The following is a 24,547-nucleotide window of genomic DNA, read 5'->3' as shown; positions in this document are numbered from 1 at the left end:
TCAGACCAGTTTTTGAAGTTGGGAAAATGGACGAATCTCTCCGGATCAGCCATATTCAGAGGGCTTGCATGCAATCAGAAGCGAAGGCCTAATAACAAAAATGACAACAGACACTGGTCAGACCAGTGCGCGCACGGGCAATAAGATGGCTATTTCACAGGAAATTTCCTACCGATTAGAAAGGTTGATCCTCGACGGCGGGCTGGCGCCGGAGCAAAAAATACCTTCAGAACGGCAACTTGCAGCGCGCCTGCGGGTGTCGCGGTCGGTTATCCGTGAAGCGCTCCACGAACTGCAAGGGCGTGGTGTGATCGAAACCCGCCACGGCAAAGGCTCCTTTGTTTCCACGATGGTACCGGGCTCTGGTGATCTCCGTGAACAAGGCCCCCTGATGCACCTTTTTGAAGGTCACCCACGAACGCTTTATGACTTGCTGGAGGTTCGTGAACAGTTGGAAGGACAGGCCGCCTTCCTGGCCGCGCAACGGGCTACCAACCTGGACCGTCACCGGATAACCAAAGCCTTTCGCGCTCTGGAAGAAACCGATCCACTGAGTAATGCCCGCCCGGACCATGGCTTTCATCAGGCTATCGTGGAGGCTTCCCATAACCCGATTCTGGTTCACGTACTCAACAGCCTTAAGAATATGATGCTTATGACCGTGCAGGCGTCGGTTGCCAATCTCAATCCGCGCGCTGAGATGCGCAAGAAGATTGTTCTTCAGCACCGACAAATCTATGAGGCCATTATTTCCGGAAGGCCAGCCAGCGCCCAGAAAATTGCCATGGCCCATGTGCGCTTCGTCAGCCAAGCCATGCGCGACCTGGAAAAGGAAGGCAGTACGCTGATCCGTATTCCGGTTGAGCAGGAGGCACTGGGCGACCAACACCATGCCCATAGTTGAAACCGGCAAAATGCTTGCATTGAACACTCATTGCGCCACAATAAGCCGCATGAATTGTCGCTGAAAAACCGCAAAACTGTGTGTATAAGGTATTGATTTCCACCGCCACAGTCCGTAAAACAATCGCCTTTGAATGACAGCTTCGGGAGCCACCCATGGCGGACCACGCGCCTTTGATCTGCAGGGATATTCACAAAACCTTTGCCGAGCTTGAAGTATTAAAAGGTATCTCGCTGGAGACCCGAAAAGGCGATGTCGTTTCCCTGATCGGCAGCTCCGGCTCCGGTAAAAGTACCTTCCTGCGTTGCATCAATCTGCTGGAAACACCCACTTCTGGTGACATTATTGTCCACGGCGACCCTATCCGGTTTACCAACAACCGCAAAGGCGAACGTATTCCGGCGGATAACAAGCAAGTAGAGTTGATTCGCGCCAAGCTGTCGATGGTATTCCAGAGTTTTAACCTCTGGTCCCATATGACAGTGCTTGAGAATATTACCGAAGCGCCCATCAACGTTCTCAAAGTTCCCAAAAAAGAAGCTATTGAGCGGGCTGAAGCTTACCTGAACAAAGTCGGAATTTATGAGCGCAAGGACTATTACCCGGCGCAAATGTCCGGCGGACAGCAGCAGCGGGCGGCCATTGCCAGGGCTCTGGCAATGGAGCCGGAAGTAATGCTGTTTGATGAACCAACCTCCGCGCTGGATCCGGAGCTGGTGGGGGAAGTCCTGAAAGTGATGCAGGCCCTGGCAGAAGAAGGCCGCACCATGATCGTAGTCACCCACGAAATGGCGTTTGCAAGAAATGTGTCGTCCCAGGTGCTATTTTTGCACCAGGGGGTTATCGAAGAACAGGGTACGCCCGAACACGTGTTTGACAATCCGGATTCAGAACGTATGAAGCAGTTCCTGGCTCCCAACTTCTGACATGCAGTGCTATCGTGACGATGGTCAGAAGTATAATTCCCAAAAAAATAACGCCCGAGAGGCGATCTACTGGAGTAGTGACACATGAAAAAATTGATGATTGCAGCAAGCTGCGCCCTGGCCATGTTTGCCAGCGGTGCTCAGGCAGAAGAGCGCACTCTGCGCATTGCTTTTGACGTACCTTATGAGCCCTTCGAATACAAAGATGAAAATGGTGAGTTGACCGGCTTTGAAGTTGATCTGGCCACCGCCATGTGTGAAGAAATGAAGGCAGACTGCAAGTTTGTCATCCAGGCGTGGGATGGAATGATTCCCGGTCTGCTGGCTCGTAAATTCGATCTGATCATGTCTTCCATGTCGATCACAGCGGAGCGTGCAGAGCGGGTTCTGTTCTCCGAGCCGTATTACAACACTCCGGGCGGCTGGTTTGGCCCCAATAGCTTTGATACCGATGTCACCGATATGGACGCCATGAAGGGCAAAACCGTGGGCGTGCAGCGTGGCACGACTATGGATACCTTTGTAACCGAGAAAATGACCGGTGTAGTAACAATCAAGCGTTACACCACTGCAGATGACATGGTTCTGGACCTTGAAGGTCAGCGTTTGGACGCCGTATTTGTTGATTATCCGGTGGGCGAGCAGACTGTTCTGACCAAAGACGGTTTCAAGGAAATCGGCGAGCAGGTCAAGCTGGGTCAAGGCGTTGGTGTTGCCATGCGCAAGCGCGACAAAGACATTGCCGAAGAGGTGAATGCTGCTCTGCGCAAGCTGAAGGAAGACGGCACCTACGACGCCATCATGAAGAAGTACTTCGCTTACGATGTAAAGGCCTGACCGTCGAGATCTGATACTACCAGCCTCAGGGGCAGCCATTATGGCTGCCCCTGACTACCGGACACTCCCATGTTTGATCTGAAAGGCTATGGTCCGGCCCTGCTGAACGGGTCAATTATCACCATAGAACTTGCCTTCCTGTCTCTTGCCCTCGCATTAACTCTCGGGCTGATCGGCGCGGCTGCAAAGCTGTCAAACAGCCGAATAGCGGTTGGAATCGCTACGTCATACACCACTCTGATTCGTGGCGTTCCCGATCTGGTGATGATGCTGCTGTTCTATTATGGCGGCCAGGTGGCCGTGAACATGCTCTCGGACTATATCTGGGAAACCTATGAGGTCGACTTTTTCTTTCAGTTTGATCCGTTCATTTCCGGTGTAGTGACGATCGGGCTGATTTTTGGCGCCTATATGACGGAAACCTTCCGGGGCGCCTTTCTGGCAGTTGAAACCGGCCAGATTGAAGCAGCGCGCGCCTACGGCTTCAGCCGTTGGCACACTTTCCGTCGGGTGATGGTTCCGCAAATGCTGCGCCATGCCCTGCCTGGTATCGGCAACAACTGGCAGGTGCTGCTTAAAACCACAGCACTGGTTTCCATTATCGGCCTCACGGATATGGTGCGTGTGGCCGAGGAAGCAGCCAAGGCGGAGCGCATGCCGTTCCACTTTTTCATTCCCGTGGCGTTTGTATACCTCGCCCTCACGGCGGGCTCGGAGCTGTTCATAAAGTGGCTCGATAAACGAGCCAATGTCGGCGTGATTCAGGAGAATTGATGATGCCTGACTTTTTTGCCGCCTGGCTCGACAGGAACGACATTTTCACAGCCATGACCATCATGGAATACTGGAACGGGATGGTTACGACCGTTCAGCTGGTATTTCTGTGCCTCGTTATCGGGCTTGTTTTTGCGGTTCCGCTGGCCATTCTGCGTACGGTTAAAAACCCGTTCGTGTCCGGCCCGGTGTGGTTTTACACCTACCTGTTCCGCGGAACACCACTGCTGATTCAGCTATACATTATCTACTATGGCGTCGCCCAGATTCCCGGCATTCAGGAGACCTTCTGGTGGGAGATTTTCCGGGAACCCTTCTACCCTGCTCTGCTGGCTTTTACTTTGAATACCTGCGCTTACACCACCGAGATTATTCGTGGTGGGATTATTTCAACGCCCCATGGTGAGATTGAGGCTGCTAAGGCGTATGGCATGAGCTGGTTTATGCGGATGCGGCGGATTGTGCTTCCAAGCGCGGCGCGGCGGGCGGTTCAGGCCTACTCCAATGAGGTCATTTTCATGCTGCATTCGAGTGCGATTGCGAGTGTGGTGACCATTGTGGATCTGACGGGTGCAGCGCGGAACATTTACTCACGGTTCTATGCGCCGTTTGATGCGTTTATCTTTGTGGCGCTTTGCTACATGGTGCTGACGTTCATTCTGGTGTTTGTGTTCCGCAAGCTTGAAAATCATTTGTTGAGGCATCAGCAGCCCGCGGGCTCCTGAGCACCTCTCGATCATCAGGCTTTGGGGATTCTATGGCTGCTTATCCGGATCTTTTTGAATCCAGCTCTGACTGGCTATCACATACTCTCACCAATGCCTCTGCTGACCTCCCGGAGGTCAAAACCACGTTTCCTGACGGCACACGTATAAGCCGAAAGAGCGTTGGTGTTTTGCATTTCAGCCCGCCAGCCCGCCGTGTAAATCCGAATCAGGAGGCGCTGATTGTTTCCGCTGGCATTCACGGCAATGAAACCGCACCCATTGAGGTTCTTAACGCACTGGCTAGCGAGCTGCTGAACGGGGAATGGCAGCTGGCTTGTCCACTATTGCTGATTCTGGGCAACCCGCCAGCCATGGTGGCCGGGGCGCGGTTTTTGGATGCAAACCTGAACCGGTTGTTCAATGGGGCCCATGACAGGCCGGAATATGATGGGCTGCCAGAAGCGGCGCGGGCTCAGTTTCTGGAAGAGGCTTGTCGTCAGTTTGCCATGGCGCACCCGCAAGCTTTGTCCCATTACGATTTGCATACGGCCATAAGGCCGTCCCACCGTGAGAAGTTTGCGCTTTATCCGTTTGTTGCGGACCGGAAGGTGCCGGAGATGCAGTGTGACTTTCTGCTGGAGGCCGAGGTGGCGACCTTGTTGCTGCAACATAAGGCAGGCACAACGTTTTCTTCGTTTTCGTCATCCCTTCTGGGTGCAGAGAGCTATACCGTGGAATTGGGCAAGGTCAGGCCGTTTGGTGAGAATGATCTGCACCGTTTTGAGGGGATCAAGAAGGCACTGCGGCGTCGTTTTTGTGGCGAGGAAAGCCCGGCAAAGCAGCCACCGTTCAACCACCTCACGGTCTTTGAGGTGGTGCATGAAATTCTGAATACCGGAAAGAACTTCCAATTCCATATTCCGGATGATGTCGCCAATTTCACCGAGTACCCGCCAGGTACCGTCATCTGGGAGGATGACGATACCTGTTACCGGGTGGAACGCTCGCCTCAGGCGATTGTGTTTCCGAACCGCGATGTACCGGTTGGCCAGCGCGTAGGCCTGATGATCAGACCGCAGTGAACCACACCGGACACTCACATAATAAACCCCTAGGCCGGTGCGTTTTCCGGCTCGGCAACCCCAGCCTTTATCGACTGTGTGCATACCGCCGGGATCACCAGCAGGGTCAGTACGGTTGAAGCCAGCAGCCCCGAGATAATAGCCCAGGCCATGGGTGGCCAGAGTGTAGAACTGGAGAATGCCAGCGGCAACAGGCCCGCCACAGTGGTTGCCGTGGTCAACAGGATCGGCCGGGTTCTCTGCACAACGGCTTTGCGCATGGCTTCGTGGATGTTCTCACCGTTTTCCAGCTCCCTGTCCATCACATCGAGCAGCACGATAGCGTTGTTCACTACAATGCCTACCAATGCAATCACACCAAGCAGCGACTGGAACCCGAAGGGCGAGCCCGAGAGTACAAGACCGGGGAATATGCCAACGGTTGCCAGAGGCACCGTCAGCAGGATAATGCCGACACGCCGGAATGAGTTGAACTGCAGCAGCAGGAAGAAGAGCAGCAAGAGCACACCGATCGGCGCAGCGGTTAACAGAGCCCCGTTAGCATCACCGGAACCTTCGGCATCGCCACCCATTTCCAGGCGAGTGCCTTCAGGCAGGGGGTTGTCTTCCAGTGCGAGATTCAGGCCGCCCAGTGCCTGGCTAAAGCTGTAGCCTGTCAGCAGGTTGGCAGTGACGGTATTGAGACGCGTGCCGTTACGCAAATAGCGCGCGGCGGGCTCCCAGGTAGTTTCCACACTGGCAACAGCTGACAGCGGAACGGCATCACCACGGTCGTTATAGATATTAACGGAGAGCAGGCGTTCCAATGGCAGTGATGTACCTTCTTGCGACCGGAGTACCAGGGGAATCGGGTCTTCTTCCTGGCGGTAACGCTCGGCAACAACGCCAAAGCTCTGGCCATAGAGGCTCTGAGCAACATCAGCCCGGGTAAGTCCGAATCTTGCAGCGGTGGCGTCGTCTACATTAATCGCAATGCTGGGCACGCCGATATCCAGGTCGTGCCGGACATCCACTGTGCCCGCAACCTGGCGTAGCGCGACGAACAACTGCTCCACCGCCTGAGTACGCGCCTGGTCATCCGCGTGGTACACGCGCACCTCTACCGGCGCAATCCGTGGCGGCCCCTGCCCGAGAACGCCGACACTCACGTCCAGCTCCGGCATCTGTTCATTCACATGGGCGCGAATCCAGCGGATCATTTCGGTGGTATCTTCGAGCGTTGGTGTGGTCACCACAAGCCGGCCTCTGTTCGGCGCCTGCGGTGCGCGCTGGAGGTTGTAATAGAACGTGGGGCCGGTAAAACCGACAAACCGGTGAATTTCAAGCGCATTTGCACGGGAGCGGATGGCCTGTTCCAGATTGGCAGCGGCTTCAGCTGTGCGCACCTGATCGGTACCTTCCGGCATGAAGATCTCGACAATAACCTGAGGTCGATCCGCATCAGGGAAAAACTGCTGCGCCATAAACGGCGTCATCGCCAGACTGAGCACGACCAGCAAAGCTCCGGCTGCGATCAGCCGACGAGGATGACGGTAAACCAGACCACCAAGAAACCGCGCCAGACCAATCAGCCGGTCAGCCTCGGCATTGTGACGGGGCTTGAGGAATCGTGCCGCCAGCAGCGGCACCACCGAGATCGCCAGTAAATAACTGACGGACAGGGTCAGCATGATCATCACCGGCACGCCCCGGGTGAAGTCTGCTGCGCCACCTTTGGCGAGCAGCATTGGAGCAAAGGCCGCAAGTGTGGTGCCGGTGGATGCGCCAAGCGGCCCGGCCAGCTCGCCGACGGCTTTGCGCAGCGCGTCCATTCGGCGCATGCCCTCGTCCAGATGGCCCTGAATGTTTTCGACAACCACAATGGCGTTGTCGATCAGAATACCCAGGGAGATCACCATGCCGATCACCGCGATCTGATGCAGAACACCACCGCCAAGATCGTAAAGCCCGACACTGATCAACGCCACCATAGGCAGAATCGAGGCCACCAGTAAGCCCATTCGGATGCCCATGCCGGTGAACACTACCGCCACAATAATCAGGACGGAAAGCAACAGGCTCCAGGCCAGATTGTCCAGGCGCTCTGCAACCTTATCCGGCTGGAAGAACATCTCGCGGATTTCGTAAGGCTCAAAGTCCGGTCGTATCTGGGCAACCCGCTCCCGCACCCGCTCACCAAAGCGGATCGCGTCGGTCGTGCCCTCCTCCATGATCAGCGACAACAGCACCACCCTCTCGCCATCAAACCAGGTCTCTGGCTGGCGCGGCTCAGCAGGGCCGCGCCATACATAGGCAGCCGCTGCCAGCGGTACTTGGGAGCCATCAGGAAGCTCAATGGGGGTGGCGCGAATGGCATCTATATCTGCAAATTCAGTGTTGGGCAGCACCGATAACCGGCGACCATCGACTACAATGAAGCCACCGGGCGTAGTTTGATTGCGCTGCGCCAGGGTTTCCAGAATCCGGGCCGGCGAGATACCCAGCCGATAAAGTGCCGCATCGTCCAGAGCAAGTGTAATCTGTTCGTCCGCATCCCCTTCCAGCTCGATACGGGAAACACCGGTAAGACCGGAGAGATTCTGCTTGAGCCGTTCGGCCACATCCGACAACTCGCTCACTGAAGGCGAACCACCCACTGCGAGCACAATGGCCGGGTTATCGATCAGCCGGTCATCCAGAACCATCCGGCCGACGTCGTCCGGGAAATCCTGCTTTGCACGCTCCATCGCCTGGCGGATGCGATCCCAGGCAGGATCTGTGTCATATATGTCGTCATTGAGGCGCAGCTTGACAAGCGCTACGCCAGTACGAGCTGTGCTCTGGGAAAAGTCTACCTCTTCCACCTGGCGCAGCTCATCTACCAAAGGCCTGAGCACCAATCGCTCTACGGCGTCGGCGCTTGCCCCGGGATAGCTCACGCTAATCAGACCGGCCCGGTAAGGAAAAGAGGGATCTTCCTGGCGTGGCATAGTGCTGTATGCCGCGATACCCAGCAGACACAGCATGGTTACCACCATGCCCAGCAGGCGCTGATAATTGAGCAGCCGACGCGTCATTAACGCACCTCCACGGCATCACCGTCTGCGAGGCGGGTTGTGCCCGCATATACCACCTGATCACCTGGCGCCAGCTCACCCGTGCGCACGACAACGCGTTCACCCACCACACGCTCAACGTCTATTGGCACCCGTCGGGCCACGCCATCGCGCACGCGAAATACCGTCATGTTCCCGGCGCTACGGATCACGGACAGAAGTGGAACGGTGATTGCGGATTCCCGCACCGGTGTAATGCCCACTTCAACCGGCTCGCCCGCTTCAAGGGTATTGATCGGCAGGCTGACCAGAATCGGGTGCAACTCGCCACGGATTGCGCCGGCTTGAGCAATTTCAACAACGGAACCGGTGACCGGGGCCTGACTGCGATTTTGCACAGACCAAACCGGCACTTCCTGATCCAGCGACACATGAGCCAACAGATAGGCAGGCACCCGGGCTTCCACTTCCTTGCCCTCGGGCGAGGACAGCCGCATTACCGGCTGGCCGGCAGCGACAAACTCATCCCGCTCGACCAGAAGCGCCTCAACACGCCCGCCAAACGGCGCCCGCAACGTACTCTCTTGCAACAACTGAGTGGCCTCGGCCAGCGCGGCCCGGGCTGTGGCAACGCTGGCTTTCAGGGAATCACGACGGGCCGCGATCTGCTCAAGGCTCTGCTCGGAAACCACACCACGTTCGCGCAGACGGCTGGAGCGTTCCCACTCGCGCTTAGCCTGATCGTAACGGGTGTTCAGTTCGTCCAGTTTGGCGCTGGCCGAATCCCGCGCCGGCTCCAGTGCCGGGTTATACACCCGGGCGAGCACATCGCCGGCGGCAACAGTCTGGCCCAGCTCTACCGCCCGCTCTTTCAGAGTGCCGCTGACCTGAAATGTCAGTGTTGCCCTTTGGGTCGACCGAACAATGCCGGAAAAGCGCAAGGTTATTTCCTGGGCCTGCCCCCCGGTAACGTCGGAAACGCGCACCGACACCACATGCCTGGCAGACGCCTCCGGCGTATCATCAGTCTCGCAACCGGAAAGAAAAAGGCCGAAAGCAGCTAAAAAAATGAAGGCAACAGGGGTACGGAATGATGTCATAGGGTGTCCTTTCATCCATGCTCATGTGTTGTCGATACCGCTTCCTGCGGAAATCCGGTTTATTGGTTGCGACATAATGTCATTCTTTGACATTATGTCAATATTCCAAGAAGGACCCTGATGAGAGAGACAGATGACTGAACCGCTGAAAACACGCCGCGAACGGGAGAAACAGGCCCGCTATGACGCCATTCTGGATGCCGCCGAGGGGGCCTTCTCGGAGAAGGGTTACGAGCGCACATCCATGGACGATATTGCACGCACGGCCAGCCTGAGCCGGGCGCTGCTGTATGTGTACTTCAAGGATAAGGCCGCCATTCAGCGGGGCATTATGCTGAGGGCCGGGCACAGCCTGTCTGAGCGCTTCCGGGAAGCCAGGCAAACAGCCGACACCGGGCTGGCGCAGATACGGGCGATGGGGGAATCCTACTACCGTTTCTACCTGGAGGAGCCGGACTACTTCTCAGCGCTCACCAAAGCCTCAACCGCCATGGCGGAGGCAGACGAAACCCAGGCCATGGAAATGCTTTGTTCGAAATCAGAACTTATGGAAATGATGACAGAGGCCATCGAAATGGGGCTTGAAGACGGCACCATGAGCCGCCAGCGGATCCAAAGCCCTGAACAAACCGCCCTTTACCTGCGCGGGGCCCTGCATGGAACCATCCTGTTATGCCAGTCAGAAATAAGCGAGAGTGGCGGCAGCTTCCCCGCCGAAAGCCTCATTCGGCATACCATGGATATGCTGACCTCGTCGATCGCAGCCTCCTGATGAGGCTTTGAAAGCGCCTAAATCTGGAAGTCGTAGATAGAGCCCAACCCCAGAATACCGGTCAGCTCATCCAGCGCTTTGCGCACTTCATCCAGCAGCATCGAGTCGGCCAGATCTTCCCGGGCGAGCCGATCACGGTAATGGGCTTCAACCCAAGTGGTCAGGCGCTCGTATAGCGCATCGGTAATAATCACGCCGCGATGCATGGCCTGCAGCTCGTCATCATTCAGAACCACACGCAAACGCAGGCAAGCAGGGCCGCCGCCATTGCGCATGGACTGCTTCACATCAAACACTTCAACCGCCGTAATCGGCCCGCCAGCAGCAAGCAGCTTATCCAGATACTGACTGACAGACGCCACTTCCCTGCACTCGCCCGGAACCGCCAGCAGCATGCCATCGGGCGTATTCAGCAGCTGACTGTTGAACAGATATGAGGCCACTGCATCCTCCAGCGGCACCTCTGCACTGCTCACACGAACAGCCTCCAGTTCAGTTCCGGTCAGGCGGGAACGGATATCTGATAACACCTGCTCTTCGTTCAGGAATGCCATGTCGTGGTAGAACAGCGTGTTGCCGTTGCCCACAGCAATAACGTCGTTATGGAATACCCCGGCATCAATGGCGGCCGGGTTCTGCTGGGCAAACACCCGATTCCCGTCTTTCAGGCCGTGCAGGCGGGCAATGGCCTTTGAGGCCTCCAGGGTCTGCCGGGCCGGGTATTTTTCCGGAGCCGGTGCCTGTTCGTTGAACGCTGCCCGACCATACACAAACAGCTCCACACCCGGCTCTCCGTAATGGCCACAAAGCCGGGTGTGATTGGCCGCGCCCTCATCGCCAAAATGGCTGACCGAAGGCAGTGCGGGGTGATGGGCAAAATACCCCTCATCCGCGAAGATGGACTTCAGAGTGCGGCCAGTCACGGCATGCTCAATGGAACGGTGGAACTTGGCGCTCAGATTGGCAGGCGTAAAATTCACCCTGTGATCTGCGGTATCAGCACTGGGTGAAACGGTTGCGGCATTGGCTGTCCACATAGAGGAAGCCGAAGACACGGCCGCCAGAATCGACGGACTGGACTTTGCTGCCCGCTCCAGAATCTGTGCATCCGTGCCGCTGAACCCGAGCGCTCTGAGGGATGGGATATGAGGGCGCTCATGGGGAGGCAAAATGCCTTGAACATAACCTCGGTCAGCCAGGCGTTTCATTTTTTCCAGCCCCTGAAGTGCCGCCTCACGGGGATTGGATACCGCGTTCACATTGGATTTCGATGCCACGTTACCCCAGGACAGGCCCGCGTAATTGTGGGTGGGGCCAACCAGGCCATCAAAATTTGCTTCTACCGCATGCTTTACCATGACTTCGGCTACCGTCCGTCCGGGTTTAGAAAATAAAACTCAGGCATCAAAATTCAGGCCCGGTGCCAGGCTCTCCGGCACTTCGCTTTTGCCAGACTCAAGAGATGCCATGGGCCAGGCACAGTAATCCGCCGCATAATAGGCGCTGGCGCGATGGTTACCACTGGCGCCCACTCCACCAAAGGGCGCAGCGCTGCTAGCCCCGGTCAGCGGACGGTTCCAGTTCACAATGCCCGCCCTGGCCTCTTCCAGCAACCGCTCGTAAAGCTTTCGGTCGTCGGAAAGCAGGCCCGCCGAAAGCCCGTAGCGGGTGTTATTGGCGAGCTCCAAAGCATGGTCAAAACTCTTGTAACGATAAACCGTGAGCAGTGGCCCGAAGAACTCTTCATCAGGCAACTCCAGCCCGGTTACATCCACAATCCCCGGGGAGAGGAGGCCTGTGTCTGGTTTGATCTGTTTCATTTCCAATAGAGACGTCGCACCTTTCTCCAGCATGTCTGCCTGGGCAGCCAGGAGTTTTCCGGCCGCTTGCGCGGAAATAACCGAACCCATGAATGGCTGGGGCTTGGCATCAAACTCTCCCACCTGAATACGGGCAGACACAGCCACCAGGCGATCCAGAAATTCATCGCCCTTTTTGCCTTTGGGAACCAGTAAACGCCGGGCGCAGGTACAACGCTGGCCAGCCGACAGAAACGCCGATTGCAGGGCGTGGTGCACAGCGCCATCCACATCCGCAACATCCTGAACAATCAGCGGGTTATTACCGCCCATTTCCAAAGCAAGAATTTTTTCTGGCTGACCGCCAAGCTGCTGATGCAGCAAATGGCCAACCGTTGAGCTACCGGTAAAGAACAGGCCATCAATCATCGGGTGACTGGCAAGCGACTTGCCGGTATCGGCAGCACCTTGAACCAGACTGATCACGCCGTCCGGCAGACCGGCTTTTTCCCAGAGTTTAACCGTCAGCTCCGCAACGCCGGGCGTCAGCTCGCTGGGTTTGAATATGACCGTATTGCCTGCAAGCAGAGCCGGCACAATATGGCCATTGGGAAGGTGTCCGGGGAAATTATAGGGCCCAAACACAGCAACAACACCGTGGGGGCGATGCCGCAGCACCGCGTGACCACCTGCCATGTCGGATTCAGAGTGCCCGGTGCGATCGTTATAGGCTTTCACAGAGATGCCTATCTTGCCGATCATCGCCGCCACTTCCGTGCGAGACTCCCACAGGGGCTTGCCGGTCTCCAGACCAATCTGATGGGCAAGCTCCTCCTTGTTGGTTTCCAGAAGATCGCCAAAAGCCTCAACCACAGCCTGGCGCTCGGCAAAGCTCTTGCGCCGCCATTTCAGGAAGGCGGCCCGAGCCTCACGCGCTGCCGCATCCACATCCGCAAGGCTGGCGCCGGTACCTTCCCAGATGGTATCGCCGGTAACGGGCTGAACCGACTCAAACGCGTCGCCGTGGCCCTGAAGCCAAAGCCCGCCGATAAACAGTTCGCCTGTCAGATTTGCCATATAACTACATCTCCCGTTACTGGAATTTTTCAGATTTCCGCCTGCTATCTCTGCCGCTGTGCTTTCCACTTTCCTCTATCCTTCAGAGGGGCCAGCCGCACCGGGTCTCCCGATTCAATCTGTAAGGCTTCCGCCACAGCCGGTGACAAGCTGATTGTGTCGGTGCCAACGCAACTGGCGGGCACCGTCGTTACCCGGAAATTACGGAACGAGCGATTGGACACCATCACCCGTTCCGCAGCCGGCACATCAAGGTTAACGGCATTGCGGGTTACCATGGCGTGGCGATTCCTGCTGTCGCGAACCGTACGAATTGTGTTTACGAACGCTTCAACCACCGGACCACCATCAAATATGTCCACCATGCCGTTGAAGTTAAACCCTTCCGCCTGCAGCATCTTCAGCGCCGGAGCCGTATTGCCATGAACCCGGCCGATAACCGCCCGCGCCGAATCCGGCAACATGGGCAGATAAATCGGGTATTTGGGCATCAGCTCCGCAATAAACGCTTTGTTGCCAAGCCCGGAGAGCATGTCCGCTTCCGTAAACTCCATATCAAAGAACTTGCTGCCCAGTGCATCCCAAAGCGGGCTCAGACCCTGTTCATCAGATACTCCGCGCATTTCCGCAAATACTTTTTCAGAAAAGTGCTTATGGAACTCATCCAGATACATGAAGCGACAGCGCGAGAGTAGCAGTCCGTTCCCACCGCCCTGGTACTCATCGGAGAGCAGCAGGGAGCAAATCTCACTGGTGTCTGTCATATCGTTTGAGAGGTGCAGTGTTGGCGTCCGCACATGAACGCCCAACTCCTTGGAGGCGTTTACCGTAACGCTGAGCCGGTAGTTGTAGAACACCTCATCCAGACCGACCCGTGCCTGAATGCCACTAATACCCACAGCTTTTTTGGTTACCGTATCCTCCAGAGCAAACAGATAAAGACCCGCTTCCGGAGCACAGCGCTGATTGAAGGTTTCCCGGGCAAGGTTGATCTTGCGCTGCAACAGGTCTCGATCGGCAGGCAGCGTGGTCAGCCCCTTACCGGCCTTCTGTGCCATGGCGTAAAGATCGTCAAGATCGGTATCCTGAAGCGGGCGGATCACTAACATGGCGCTACCCTCACTTCGTCACCGGCTGTCTTGTCCAGCAGCTCCCAGATGCTCACCGGCACCTTGAGGGTGCCCTCAAGCGTATCGGCAACCGGGGCCAGGGTACAACGGAACCCGGCACCCTCACCCGCAGAAATCAGGCAGGTGTCTCCGCCTTCTTCGCTGGCACCATGCAAGGTTTTGGAGCGACTGGTGACCAGTGTATGCAAGGCATCTGTGCGCGCCTCAAGTACCGGCCCGGCGTCGAAGATGTCCAGATAGCAGCCAGCCTGAAATCCTTCCCGTTGCAGCAGCTCAAGATTCGGCACGGTCAGCTCATGGGGCTGGCCAAGTGCCGCCTGCGCGGCCTCGGAAAGCAAGGTGACATAGATCGGATTGGGCGGCATGAGTTCAGCAATAAAGGTTCTACTGAGCACGCCGGAGTGCTGATCAGCTGTCTCAAAATCCATATTGAAAAAATGACGCCCCAGACTGTCCCAGAAAGGAACGCCGCCATCCGCAAGCTGAACGCCCTGGATCTCCACCGTAATATGCTGAGCGAACCAGTCGCGATGCCCGGCAATGAACAGTATCCGGGCTCTGGATAGCAGCTCAAACGCCTCGGTATTACGCAGCTCGGGCGTGATGGAAAATGAGCAAAGCAACGTGTGATCGGTCAGCGCATGGCTGGGGTAAAGAACGTCTACCCGGCTGGAGATACCTAGCTCGTGGGACGCATGAATAAGCGCATCGCGGCGATAGTTATAAAACGGCTGGCCGTTACCAGCACGGGCATCGATACCCGCCGTGCCGTGAATCCTGCCGGTGACCGTGTCTTCCAGCACAAACAGGAACCGTGGCGGCTGACCACCGGCTGTGGCTTTACCGGCAAGAGAGGCAAGTGAGTGTTCTATTTTTTCCGCAAGAGCTTCGTGCTGCCTGGGCAGCGTGGATGAGAGGCGCGCGGTTTCTGAACCGGCAGCGCCCGCAATCTCAAGTATCTGGTTCACGTCATCCAATAGTGCCGGACGTACCAGCCACATAAAAACTCCTAGGTGGTAAGTTTCTTCACCGCTGCTTCAAAGCGCTCAAGCGCCTCATCAATATCGGTGTCCGGGATAATCAGCGAGGGCGCCAGTCGAATCACATCGGCGCCTGCGATCAACACCATTACGCCTTCATCCAGACCTGCATTCAGGAATTCCTTGGCCTTACCCTGCCATTTCTCAGTCAGCACACAGCCCAACAGAAGTCCGGCTCCGCGAACCTCACTGAAGATACCGTAGCGCTTCCCGATATCCATCATGCCTTTGCGCAGATAATCGGAGCGAGCCTTCACCCCTTTGAGGATATCCGGCTGACTCACCGTATCGATGACCTTCTGGGCAACGGCGCAGGCGAGCGCGTTGCCACCATAGGTGCTGCCATGGGTACCGACCCCGAGACTGGCCGCAACTTTTGCCGTGGTCAGCATGGCGGCAACCGGGAAACCACCGCCCAGGCCCTTGGCGCTGGTAAGAATGTCCGGCACCACTCCGTACATCTGATAGGCATAAAGATGGCCAGTACGGCCCACACCGGACTGAACCTCATCAAAAACGAGCAGCGCATCGTTGTCATCACAGAGCTGACGCAAACCCTTCAGAAACTCGGGGTCCCCTGGCATTACGCCACCTTCGCCCTGAATGGGCTCCACAACGACAGCGCAGGTTTTTTCCTTCGAGATCAGTTTCTTTACAGATTCGAGATCATTGAAGTCGGCATGGTGAATGCCACCCGGCGCCGGCTCAAAGCCCTCAAGATATTTTGGTTGGCCGCCCACACTCACGGTGAACAGAGTGCGACCGTGGAATGCGTTTTTGAAGGAAATGATCTCGTGCTTTTCCGGCCCGGAGTGTTCCCAGCTATAACGGCGCGCCAGTTTGAACGCCGCTTCGTTGGCCTCGCCTCCGGAGTTGGCAAAAAATACCCTTTCAGCAAAGGTCAGGTCGCAGAGTGTTTTCGCCAGCCGCAGAGCCGGCTCGTTGGTCATCACATTGGAGAGGTGCCAGATCTTCTCTGACTGCTCCTGGAGCGCTCGAACCAGCCCTGGGTGTGAATGCCCAAGGCAATTCACGGCAATACCACCCTGCAGATCTATAAACTCACGGCCGTCCTGATCCCAGATTCGGGAACCCTCGCCTCGCACCGGAATAATCGAACCGGGGGCGTAGTTGGGTACCATAACTTCATCAAAAAGTTCGCGGCTGACAGGTTCTTTGTGCATAGATCTCTCTCAGAAAAGCAGTTAAGCCAGTAAAAATAGTAGAATTGCCGTCGTGGGCAAGTACGTAGGTGTGCGGATCGATGGCTCATGATACGCCACTCAGGGCATAAGCACATCCGGCTCACCAATCGCAGACAGTTCAATCACCGAATATGCCTTCCGGCCCTGGCTCCTGCGCGGCGCCATCAGCGCCTTGACCAGCAGTTTGTAAGAGTCCAGATCAAACGTTATGGACTGGCCTCGCAGTGACAAATCATGGAGCTCCTGCTCATCGTGCAGCGTGGCAACATGCATCCAGTTGTAGACCACCAGAATATCAGGCTTCATCTGATTTTCCCGGCGCTCCACAATCGCTACCGGCCCTTTCCATGGCCAGGTTCGCAAACGCAGCTCGTGGAAGGCAATCTGCACCCGAAGGTTGTAGCGAGCGACATCCTCGGTGCCCTCACAGGCGCCTTTGCATCGCCCCAGCGCGCGTTGGAAACAGGGGCCCTCATGTTCCGGCTCAAGACCCAGCAGTCGGTTGCACAGCTCATTTTTTGCAGCAATTCCACTTAACGCCCGCTCGGCATCCCGCTTGCTGCGAAACAGCCCGAAGTAATTTCCCAGCTGGTGCGGCTCAATTTCCCGAACCAGCCGCGCCTGCAGGTAGCCGGACTCGTTTGAGGCCAGTTCAACACTCACCAGGTTTTTGGCTGCGCGGGAGCGGCGGTTAAAAAGAGGATTCAGGGTTTTGATCTGTCGGAGCTCCAACAGCAAGGCCCCGAGTTCGCCGGCGGTTTCGGTGCACTCCACCCGGCGCAGGCTTTCTGAAATCCGTACACCGCGACTTGTGTTGTGATCCCCGGAAAAGTGCGAAGCCACCCGCTGTGCGATGTTGGTGCTCTTTCCGACATATAAAAGCACATCGTTCTCACCGTAGAACCGGTAAACGCCCGGGTTCTGCGGCAAATCGCTCAAGGTATCCAGAGGCAGGTGCGAGGGAATGCTCGGCCGTTGCAACAGCGCGGCAACAGCCTCCTCAAGTTCCGTATCACCCTTCTCTGCCAGCGCATGAGTAAAGAATGCCAGCATTGCAGAGACATCCCCCATGGCCCGGTGCCGCTGCACCTGCTCCAGCCCGTGGCGCTCAATCAGCGCATCCATGTTGTGTCGGCGATATTCAGGATACAGCCGCCGGGAAAGCTTCACTGTGCACAGCACTCGTGCAGAAAACAGGCGCCCCAGCCTGCGGAACTCCGATTTAATAAAACCGTAATCAAAGCGCGCATTGTGGGCGACAAACACTGTACCCCGCAGCTTTTCTTCCAAAATATCGGCCACCGCTTCAAACGGTGGCGCGCCGGAGACCATTTCGTTGGAAATACCCGTCAATTGCTCGATGAAAGGAGAAATGCGGGCACCCGGGCTCAGCAACGTTTGCCACTCCCCCACCGTCTCACCCGCGCGCCAGAAGCGGATTCCGATCTCGGTAATGCGGTCGTGGGACGAATTGCCGCCGGTAGTCTCGATATCGAGAAACGCAAACGTGGTTTGTCTGAGATGGGTACTTTTGGACGTCATAAAATCATCTTAATGCTGAAAGGAACACGCAGGCATCTGTATAGAAAAGAAAACATTCCATAGACCTTCGTCTAACTATTGCGCAAATTTATTTGAATTGTCATGCAATGGTAACTATCTTGTCTGCGGGTCCTACAAAAATAATTGTCTAATGCGTGGAGACAACAACAATGCAAAGCAACAAATTAAGAATGGCCATTCGTGCAACAGCGGCTGCGGCCGTGCTGAGTATAGCTGGCCAAGCGAATGCCGTGAGCCTGAACGTTGGCGACGACGTTGAAGCCAGCCTCTATGGTTACGCCCGCCTGAACATGAGCTATGATCTGGATGGTAACCGTGCGGTATCTACTCGCGCAGGTACGTTTAGCCCATCTGCTAACGAAGATATTACCGGGCACTTCGGCGCTGACGTTCAGCAAAGCCGTGTGGGCATCAAAATCAATCACGCTTCCGGCGTAGCCATCACCGTTGAAGGTGACTTCCGCGGCTCCGGCAACGGCGCTGGCAGCCTTCGTATGCGTCATGCATACGGCGAATACATGGGGTTTCTGGCTGGTCGCACCTGGTCTAACTCTATCAGCTTCGTAAGCAATACCCCGACTCTGGATTTCGACGGTATCGCAGGTAGCTTCGGCAGCTGGGATCGTACCGAGCAGCTTCGTTACACCACTGGTCCGATGTCCTTCTCTATCGAGGATCCGAGCGCGCAAGCAACCGTTGACGGCCAAGGCCGCACTTCGGCGCCGGCGCTAACGGCCCGCTTTCAACAGTCCACAGATGCGCTTTCGTATGCTGCATCAGCGGTTGTAAACCAGGTCACATCCGACGACGGTACCACCGATGACAGCGCCATGGGCTATGCGGTAGCCGGTGGTCTCAAGCTGAAACTGAGCGACATGTTTTCTGTTCAGGGCACACTTAACTACACCGATGGTGCTACCGGCTATCTGTGGCGCTCCGGCAGCAACTACTATGGCCCAAGCGCATACATGGACGGGAACAGCATCGAAACCATCGCAGCTTATGGTGGTAACGTCGGTGTCAGCATGGCACTGGGTGGCGGCCGCAGCATCAACGTCGCCTATGGCATGACGAAAATGGATCTGGACGACGCGATTGCAAATTCTTCGCTGACCAATGGCGCACCAGAAACCAACCAGAACATGTTCGTCAACTATATGTGGACACCGGTCAAAAACGTGATGATGGGCGTTGAATACGGTTACTTCGATCAGGAAACCGTTGCAGGCGACTCTGCAGACGCAAATCGTCTGATGTTCGCAGCGCAGTACAGCTTCTAAACCGTACTGTTAAGCAAAACACTCATACGCCCCGGATTTCCGGGGCGTATTTGTTTCTGGCCTTACTTGTTCAAAACCTCATCACACCACTGCTGCACCGCCGCCTCAGAAAACGGCAGATCAACCGCTTCCCCACCACTGAACTCATGCCACTGCGTGACAAATTTACGCTTCACCACCGTCAAAACGGGTATGCCCGCATCAAGTAGTTGCAGAAACTCAGCACGACATCCTTTACCACCTATTTCCTGCTGACCAAACCGGTTCACGATTGCCAATTTGGGCGGCTGTTCCAGCAAAGCGCGCAGCGCCCCGGTCGCCTCTGCCAGACCATAAGGGTCCAGGCAACAGGATTGCGATTCTTTTCCCAGGTTCTGGGCAATGGAATATTCCCGGCCAGTCTCCAGATCCTGCAGCGCCATAGGCTTACGCCGCAAGCCCTGCTCATTTAATACCATGGCCAACCCGGCCACTCTGTCGCCACGGCCGTTGAGTCTCGCTGCAACGCTATGCAGCAGTGCATCAACGTGCTGGTCGTTACTATCGTAGATAATGGCTGCCAAGTTAAACTCTGTGCCCATACACGCTCCTAACAGGAAAGCCCTGCTTACACTCTGACTACACTACGAAAAAAGGGGTGCAGATTGCTCTGCACCCCTTTTGCACTTTACATACGCCCAGTCTAGCCGGTTTCAGCCAGCGTCCTGTTGCGCTGGATCAGGAACCTGCAATGCAGATCTACAGCAGCAAGGTACGAATATCTCCAAGCAGCTGGCCAAGCAACGAAGTGAATCGCGCCGCATCGGCGCCGTTCACCGCACGATGATCGTAGGACAGCGACAGCGGCAGCAGCAGCCTTGGCTGGAACTCGCTACCGTCCCACACCGGCTTCATCGCCGCCTTGGAGACACCAAGAATCGCCACCTCCGGAGCATTCACGATTGGTGTAAACGCCGTGCCGCCGATACCACCCAGGCTTGTGATGGTAAAACAGGCACCCTGCATCTCTGCCGGTTTCAACTTCTTGTCCCGGGCTTTCTGGGCAAGCTCTGCGCTTTCTGCCGCCAGTTCCCAGAGGCCCTTCTTGTCCACATCGCGAATCACCGGAACCATCAGCCCGTTCGGCGTATCCACAGCAATACCAATGTGAATGTAGTGCTTGCGAACCACCTCTTTGCGCTCCATGTCCAGAGACACATTAAACTGCGGCAGTTCTGACAGCGCAGTTGCACAGGCCTTCAGCAGGAACGGCAGCGGCGTCATTTTCACACCCTTTTTCTCACCGGCCGCTTTCTGGGATTTGCGGAACGCCTCCATATCGGTGATGTCCGCGTCCTCAAACTGGGTCACGTGGGGCACGTTCAGCCAGCTACGCTGCATATTCGCAGCCGTAACCGCCATCATTCGCGACATTGTTTCTTTCTCAATGTCACCAAACTGACTGAAGTCCGGCAGCTTAACGCCCGGAATACCAGAACCGGTTGCCACAGCGCTGCCCTGCTGAGCCTGTTGCAGCTGGTTCTTCACATAAGCCTGCACATCGTCTTTCAGGATCCGGCTTTTTGGCCCAGAACCCTTGATGCGGGTCATGTCTGCACCCAATTCCCGGGCCAGCTTGCGCACCGCAGGGCCGGCATGAACCTTGGCGCCCGGCGCAGGCGGCTCGTCAGCTGAGGTCTGCGACTGTAGCGTTGGTTCTTTCTGCTGCGCTTTCTCACCTGTTTTAGGCTCAGGCTTTGCCTCCTGGCCAGAGTCAACGGGCGCCTCATCTTGCTCGTCGTCTTCTTCGCCGCCGTCTTCGGCAACGGTCAACTCCAGAAGCTTGTCGCCCTCAGACAACTTGTCGCCTTCGGCCACCAGAATTTTGACCACTTTGCCGCTATAAGGCGACGGGATTTCCATGGAAGCCTTATCGGACTCAACGGTTACCAAGGCATCATCAGCCTCAACGGTATCGCCTTCAGATACGTTGATTTCGATAACCGGCACATTCTCCATGCCATCCAGGGGCGGAACCAGCACGGTTTCGTTGCGGGAGCCTCCGGACTTTTTCTTCGGTGCGGGCTTGCTCTGTTCCGGTTCATCCTGGCTTTTGGAGCTGGGTTTTTTCTCCGGCTTTTCCTCGGTTTTCGCTTCCGGCTCATCACCCGAATCTTCAACAGAGTCATCGGAACCGCCGCTGGATTCGATCACGCCCACGACGTCGCCTTCTTTCACCTTGTCACCTACCTTTACGGTGAGCTTGATGATCTTGCCAGCGCCGGGGGATGGCAGCTCTACAGAGGCTTTATCGGTCTCCACGGTCAGAATCGGATCTTCTGCTTCAACCGAATCGCCGGCGCTTACCAGAAGTTCAATAACCTCAACTTCGTCTGCCCCGCCTAAATCGGGAACCCTGATTTCCTGTTCGCTCATAGCGGTCTCCTTAGCGGTGCGCCGGGTTCGGTGTATTGCGATCGATTCCGTACTTGCGCATGGCTTCAAGAACCTGCTCGTGCTTGATCTCGCCGTCTTTGGCCAGAGCGGACAACGCCGCTACGGCAACGTGGTAGCGATCAACCTCAAAGAAATCACGCAGTTTTTCACGGGTGTCGCTGCGGCCAAAGCCATCCGTACCCAAGGTCAGGAAGGTTTTGGGGATAAACGCACGCAGCTGTTCGGAATGCAGCTTGACGTAGTCAGTGGAAGACACAACCGGGCCAACCTGATTTTCCAGACACTGGGTTACATAGGCTTTACGCCCCTGGTCATCCGGGTGCATCAGATTCCAACGCTCTACGTGCTGGCCGTCGCGGGCCAGTTCGTTAAAGCTGGTTACACTCCACACGTCAGAGCTGACACCCCAGTCGTCTTTCAGCAGATCGGCCGCAGCATTGACCTCGTTCAGAATGGCGCCGGAGCCCAGCAGCTGAACCCGCTGTTTGGTCTTGCTCTTGCCTTTGGCTTCCACCGAGCTGAACTTGTACATGCCCTTGATGATGCCATCTTCACACCCTTCAGGCATCGCCGGCTGAACGTAGTTCTCGTTCTCCATGGTGATGTAGTAGTAGACGTTTATGTTGTCTTCGTACATCTCCTTCATGCCGTGATGAATCACCACCGCCATTTCATAGGCGTAAGCCGGATCGTAGGCTTTGCAGTTAGGAATGGTGTTGGCCAGAATATGGCTGTGACCGTCCTGGTGCTGCAGGCCCTCGCCGTTCAGCGTGGTGCGCCCGGCAGTGCCGCCAATCAGGAAACCCCGGGCCTGCATATCACCGGCCGCCCAAGCCAGATCGCCAACGCGCTGGAAGCCAAACATGGAATAAAATGCGTAAAACGGAATCAGCGGAAAGTTGTTGTTGCTGTAAGACGTGGCAGCCGCAATCCAGGCAGCCATGGAACCGCCTTCGTTAATGCCTTCCTGCAGGATCTGACCTTTTTTGTCCTCACGGTAATACATGATCTGGTCGCGATCCTGCGGCACGTACTTCTGGCCTTCCGAGGTATAAATACCCAGCTGGCGGAACATGCCTTCCATGCCAAAGGTACGGGCCTCATCCGGCACAATCGGCACTACCCGCTTGCCCACACGCTTATCTTTCACCAACGCACTCAGAATGCGCACGAACGACATGGTGGTGGAAATTTCACGGCCGTTGGAGCCTTCCAGCACCTGCTTGAAAATGCTCAGGTCGGGAATCTGCAGCGGCTGGCTGTCTTTGCGACGCTTGGGATAGAAGCCACCCAGATCCTGCCGGCGCTTCTTCATGTACACCAGCTCCGGACTGTCTGGCGCCGGACGGTAGTAAGGCACGTCGTCCAACTCTTCGTCTTTCAGCGGAATCGCAAAGCGATCGCGGAAGTCTTTCAGGGTTTCGGTATCCAGCTTTTTCAGCGAGTGAGCCGTGTTGGTAGCCTCGCCAGCAGCACCAAAGCCATAACCTTTGATGGTGTGGGCCAGAATCACGGTCGGCTTCCCATTGGCTTGTGTGGCCGCTTTTTTGTAAGCCGCATAAACCTTGTACGGGTCGTGGCCGCCACGATTGAGTTTTTTGATGTCGTCGTCAGTCCAGTTTTCAATCATCTTGGCAAGCTTCGGATACTTGCCGAAGAACTGTTTGCGCGTTGCCGCTGGACCACCGTTGGTAAAACTCTGCAGCTCGCCGTCAACCACTTCATCCATGGCGCGCTGCAGGGTGCCGTCTTCATCCTGCTCGAACAGCGGGTCCCACATGCGACCCCAAACCACTTTGATCACGTTCCAGCCAGCACCGCGGAAGGAGCCTTCCAGTTCCTGGATAATTTTGCCATTGCCGCGCACCGGGCCGTCCAGGCGTTGCAGGTTGCAGTTCACTACAAACACCAGGTTATCGAGATTTTCGCGACCGGCTTTAGATATACAACCCAAGGTTTCCGGCTCATCGGTTTCGCCGTCTCCCACAAAGCACCACACTTTGCGATTTCCCATCTCGACCAGCTCGCGGCTGTCGAGATACTTCATGATGTGCGCCTGATAAATGGCCTGAATCGGCCCCAGCCCCATAGACACCGTAGGAAACTGCCAGTAGTCCGGCATCAGCCATGGGTGCGGGTAAGATGACAAACCGCCGCCGTCGACTTCTTCGCGATACTTGTCCAGTTGCGACTCTTCAAACCTGCCTTCCAGATAGGAACGGGCGTAAATGCCCGGCGAAGCGTGACCCTGGAAATACACAAGGTCTGACTCGCGCTCTTCATCACCGCCGTGGAAGAAATAGTTGAAGCCGACATCGTACAGAGTGGCCGCCGAAGAGAACGTGGAAATGTGGCCACCCAGGTCGCCCGGGCGCTTGTTGGCGCGCACCACCATGGCCATCGCGTTCCAGCGAATCAGCGAGCGAATACGACGCTCCATGAACAGATCACCCGGCATGCGCGCTTCCTGCGCGAGCGGGATGGTGTTCCGGAACGGTGTGGTTATTGCATAGGGCAGCTCGGTGCCATCCCGACTGGCGCGCTCAGAGAGCCGCTCCAGAATGTACTTTACCCGGTCTATACCTTCGTTCTCGATCAGTGACTCTAGCGCGTCAAGCCATTCACCGGTTTCAATGGGATCATCATCCTGGTACATCAAACCTCCCCCTTCACATCAAAAAGTGCAGCAGGTGCCGAGACCGGCATCCGCGCTTGCGGTATCGATGAGCTGCGAAAATACAGCTTCTTTGCAATGAGTAATCTGCCGGAAGATGCACCGGCCAACGGCACAAACTGTGTTCATCAAGCATAGAACAGCTTTTACACTTTTACCGCCCGACTCCACGGCGGAATGACCAGTTTCTGACCAGAACCCGCCAA

General features: G+C 56.3%; 19 protein-coding genes. 8 read left to right on the top strand and 11 right to left on the bottom strand.

All coding sequences use genetic code 11. The features are described from left to right. Nucleotides 1-145: 145 nt before the first annotated feature. The 6 genes from BUA49_RS05600 to astE all read left to right on the top strand — a co-directional run bounded on the left by BUA49_RS05600 (nt 146) and on the right by astE (nt 5,230). Nucleotides 146-904: an FCD domain-containing protein gene (locus BUA49_RS05600; RefSeq protein WP_072797692.1), complete on the top strand. Its 759-nt coding sequence runs from the start codon at nt 146-148 to the stop codon at nt 902-904. A gap of 155 nt (nt 905-1,059) precedes the next feature. Then, nucleotides 1,060-1,830, top strand: coding sequence for an ABC transporter ATP-binding protein (locus tag BUA49_RS05595; protein WP_072796180.1), 771 nt, complete (start codon nt 1,060-1,062; stop codon nt 1,828-1,830). An 84-nt stretch (nt 1,831-1,914) separates the two neighbouring features. Then, nucleotides 1,915-2,667: a transporter substrate-binding domain-containing protein gene (locus BUA49_RS05590; protein WP_072796177.1), complete on the top strand. Its 753-nt coding sequence runs from the start codon at nt 1,915-1,917 to the stop codon at nt 2,665-2,667. 69 nt (nt 2,668-2,736) lie between these two features. Continuing rightward, the gene (locus tag BUA49_RS05585; protein ID WP_072796175.1) at nt 2,737-3,441 is read left to right on the top strand and encodes an ABC transporter permease; all 705 of its coding nucleotides are present in this window, start codon (nt 2,737-2,739) and stop codon (nt 3,439-3,441) included. 2 nt (nt 3,442-3,443) lie between these two features. Further along, the gene (locus BUA49_RS05580) at nt 3,444-4,166 is read left to right on the top strand and encodes an ABC transporter permease (protein WP_072797690.1); all 723 of its coding nucleotides are present in this window, start codon (nt 3,444-3,446) and stop codon (nt 4,164-4,166) included. Between the two features lie 32 nt (nt 4,167-4,198). Further along, nucleotides 4,199-5,230, top strand: coding sequence for a succinylglutamate desuccinylase (astE, locus tag BUA49_RS05575; protein WP_072796174.1), 1,032 nt, complete (start codon nt 4,199-4,201; stop codon nt 5,228-5,230). Nucleotides 5,231-5,259: 29 nt separating this feature from the next. Here the strand turns inward: astE and BUA49_RS05570 are convergent, their stop codons facing one another. Both BUA49_RS05570 and BUA49_RS05565 read right to left on the bottom strand, forming a co-directional pair. Continuing rightward, complete coding sequence (locus tag BUA49_RS05570) at nt 5,260-8,286, bottom strand: efflux RND transporter permease subunit (RefSeq protein WP_072796172.1); 3,027 nt, start codon at nt 8,284-8,286, stop codon at nt 5,260-5,262. After that, on the bottom strand, nt 8,286-9,365 hold the full coding sequence (locus BUA49_RS05565; protein ID WP_084063495.1) for an efflux RND transporter periplasmic adaptor subunit: 1,080 nt from the start codon (nt 9,363-9,365) through the stop codon (nt 8,286-8,288). Before BUA49_RS05565 ends, BUA49_RS05570 begins: the two co-directional genes overlap by 1 nt. A 133-nt stretch (nt 9,366-9,498) precedes the next feature. Between BUA49_RS05565 and BUA49_RS05560 the strand changes: the two genes are divergently transcribed. Continuing rightward, nucleotides 9,499-10,137, top strand: a complete 639-nt coding sequence (locus tag BUA49_RS05560; protein WP_072796170.1) for a TetR/AcrR family transcriptional regulator — start codon at nt 9,499-9,501, stop codon at nt 10,135-10,137. Between the two features lie 17 nt (nt 10,138-10,154). On the opposite strand, the gene astB is transcribed toward BUA49_RS05560, so the two are convergent. From astB to BUA49_RS05530, 6 genes are all read right to left on the bottom strand, one after another. Further along, on the bottom strand, nt 10,155-11,495 hold the full coding sequence (gene astB, locus BUA49_RS05555) for an N-succinylarginine dihydrolase (protein WP_072796169.1): 1,341 nt from the start codon (nt 11,493-11,495) through the stop codon (nt 10,155-10,157). Between the two features lie 39 nt (nt 11,496-11,534). Continuing rightward, complete coding sequence (astD, locus tag BUA49_RS05550; RefSeq protein ID WP_072796168.1) at nt 11,535-13,013, bottom strand: succinylglutamate-semialdehyde dehydrogenase; 1,479 nt, start codon at nt 13,011-13,013, stop codon at nt 11,535-11,537. Between the two features lie 44 nt (nt 13,014-13,057). Beyond that, complete coding sequence (gene astA / locus BUA49_RS05545) at nt 13,058-14,122, bottom strand: arginine N-succinyltransferase (protein WP_072796167.1); 1,065 nt, start codon at nt 14,120-14,122, stop codon at nt 13,058-13,060. Continuing rightward, nucleotides 14,116-15,144, bottom strand: a complete 1,029-nt coding sequence (locus tag BUA49_RS05540; RefSeq protein WP_072796166.1) for an arginine N-succinyltransferase — start codon at nt 15,142-15,144, stop codon at nt 14,116-14,118. Before BUA49_RS05540 ends, astA begins: the two co-directional genes overlap by 7 nt. Nucleotides 15,145-15,152: 8 nt before the next feature. Continuing rightward, entirely contained in the window at nt 15,153-16,367 is a 1,215-nt protein-coding gene (locus BUA49_RS05535) for an aspartate aminotransferase family protein (protein WP_072796165.1), read from the bottom strand. Nucleotides 16,368-16,466: 99 nt separating this feature from the next. Continuing rightward, entirely contained in the window at nt 16,467-17,930 is a 1,464-nt protein-coding gene (locus BUA49_RS05530; protein ID WP_072796164.1) for an exonuclease domain-containing protein, read from the bottom strand. Between the two features lie 170 nt (nt 17,931-18,100). On the opposite strand from BUA49_RS05530, the gene BUA49_RS05525 reads away from it, so the two are divergent. Beyond that, nucleotides 18,101-19,231 carry a DcaP family trimeric outer membrane transporter gene (locus tag BUA49_RS05525; protein ID WP_072796163.1) on the top strand — a complete coding sequence of 377 codons (1,131 nt, stop codon included), beginning with the start codon at nt 18,101-18,103 and terminating at the stop codon, nt 19,229-19,231. A 62-nt stretch (nt 19,232-19,293) separates the two neighbouring features. Here BUA49_RS05525 and BUA49_RS05520 read toward each other — a convergent pair whose 3' ends face one another. The 3 genes from BUA49_RS05520 to aceE all read right to left on the bottom strand — a co-directional run bounded on the left by BUA49_RS05520 (nt 19,294) and on the right by aceE (nt 24,323). Then, nucleotides 19,294-19,812, bottom strand: a complete 519-nt coding sequence (locus BUA49_RS05520; protein WP_072796162.1) for a DUF2478 domain-containing protein — start codon at nt 19,810-19,812, stop codon at nt 19,294-19,296. Nucleotides 19,813-19,969: 157 nt separating this feature from the next. Continuing rightward, nucleotides 19,970-21,646 (bottom strand): dihydrolipoyllysine-residue acetyltransferase, encoded by a 1,677-nt coding sequence (gene aceF / locus BUA49_RS05515; RefSeq protein WP_072796161.1) that lies wholly within the window; start codon nt 21,644-21,646, stop codon nt 19,970-19,972. 10 nt (nt 21,647-21,656) lie between these two features. Continuing rightward, nucleotides 21,657-24,323, bottom strand: a complete 2,667-nt coding sequence (gene aceE, locus BUA49_RS05510; protein ID WP_072796160.1) for a pyruvate dehydrogenase (acetyl-transferring), homodimeric type — start codon at nt 24,321-24,323, stop codon at nt 21,657-21,659. Nucleotides 24,324-24,547: the final 224 nt, after the last annotated feature.

The organism is Marinobacter antarcticus, from assembly GCF_900142385.1.
In the GTDB taxonomy this organism is placed as follows: Bacteria; Pseudomonadota; Gammaproteobacteria; order Pseudomonadales; family Oleiphilaceae; genus Marinobacter; species Marinobacter antarcticus.
Note: the sequence above shows the minus strand (reverse complement) of the source record. Positions and strands in the feature narration are given on the sequence as shown.

Bases quoted from the DNA above. Each gene is read 5' to 3' on its own strand.
- BUA49_RS05590 (WP_072796177.1), top strand. From the start codon at position 1,915: ATGAAAAAATTGATGATTGCAGCAAGCTGCGCCCTGGCCATGTTTGCC.
- BUA49_RS05525 (WP_072796163.1), top strand. From the start codon at position 18,101: ATGCAAAGCAACAAATTAAGAATGGCCATTCGTGCAACAGCGGCTGCG.
- BUA49_RS05585 (WP_072796175.1), top strand. From the start codon at position 2,737: ATGTTTGATCTGAAAGGCTATGGTCCGGCCCTGCTGAACGGGTCAATT.
- BUA49_RS05600 (WP_072797692.1), top strand. From the start codon at position 146: ATGGCTATTTCACAGGAAATTTCCTACCGATTAGAAAGGTTGATCCTC.
- astD (WP_072796168.1), bottom strand. From the start codon at position 13,013: ATGGCAAATCTGACAGGCGAACTGTTTATCGGCGGGCTTTGGCTTCAG.
- BUA49_RS05540 (WP_072796166.1), bottom strand. From the start codon at position 15,144: ATGTGGCTGGTACGTCCGGCACTATTGGATGACGTGAACCAGATACTT.
- BUA49_RS05595 (WP_072796180.1), top strand. From the start codon at position 1,060: ATGGCGGACCACGCGCCTTTGATCTGCAGGGATATTCACAAAACCTTT.
- BUA49_RS05530 (WP_072796164.1), bottom strand. From the start codon at position 17,930: ATGACGTCCAAAAGTACCCATCTCAGACAAACCACGTTTGCGTTTCTC.
- aceF (WP_072796161.1), bottom strand. From the start codon at position 21,646: ATGAGCGAACAGGAAATCAGGGTTCCCGATTTAGGCGGGGCAGACGAA.
- astA (WP_072796167.1), bottom strand. From the start codon at position 14,122: ATGTTAGTGATCCGCCCGCTTCAGGATACCGATCTTGACGATCTTTAC.
- BUA49_RS05535 (WP_072796165.1), bottom strand. From the start codon at position 16,367: ATGCACAAAGAACCTGTCAGCCGCGAACTTTTTGATGAAGTTATGGTA.
- aceE (WP_072796160.1), bottom strand. From the start codon at position 24,323: ATGTACCAGGATGATGATCCCATTGAAACCGGTGAATGGCTTGACGCG.
- BUA49_RS05520 (WP_072796162.1), bottom strand. From the start codon at position 19,812: ATGGGCACAGAGTTTAACTTGGCAGCCATTATCTACGATAGTAACGAC.
- BUA49_RS05570 (WP_072796172.1), bottom strand. From the start codon at position 8,286: ATGACGCGTCGGCTGCTCAATTATCAGCGCCTGCTGGGCATGGTGGTA.
- astE (WP_072796174.1), top strand. From the start codon at position 4,199: ATGGCTGCTTATCCGGATCTTTTTGAATCCAGCTCTGACTGGCTATCA.
- BUA49_RS05580 (WP_072797690.1), top strand. From the start codon at position 3,444: ATGCCTGACTTTTTTGCCGCCTGGCTCGACAGGAACGACATTTTCACA.
- BUA49_RS05565 (WP_084063495.1), bottom strand. From the start codon at position 9,365: ATGACATCATTCCGTACCCCTGTTGCCTTCATTTTTTTAGCTGCTTTC.
- BUA49_RS05560 (WP_072796170.1), top strand. From the start codon at position 9,499: ATGACTGAACCGCTGAAAACACGCCGCGAACGGGAGAAACAGGCCCGC.
- astB (WP_072796169.1), bottom strand. From the start codon at position 11,495: ATGGTAAAGCATGCGGTAGAAGCAAATTTTGATGGCCTGGTTGGCCCC.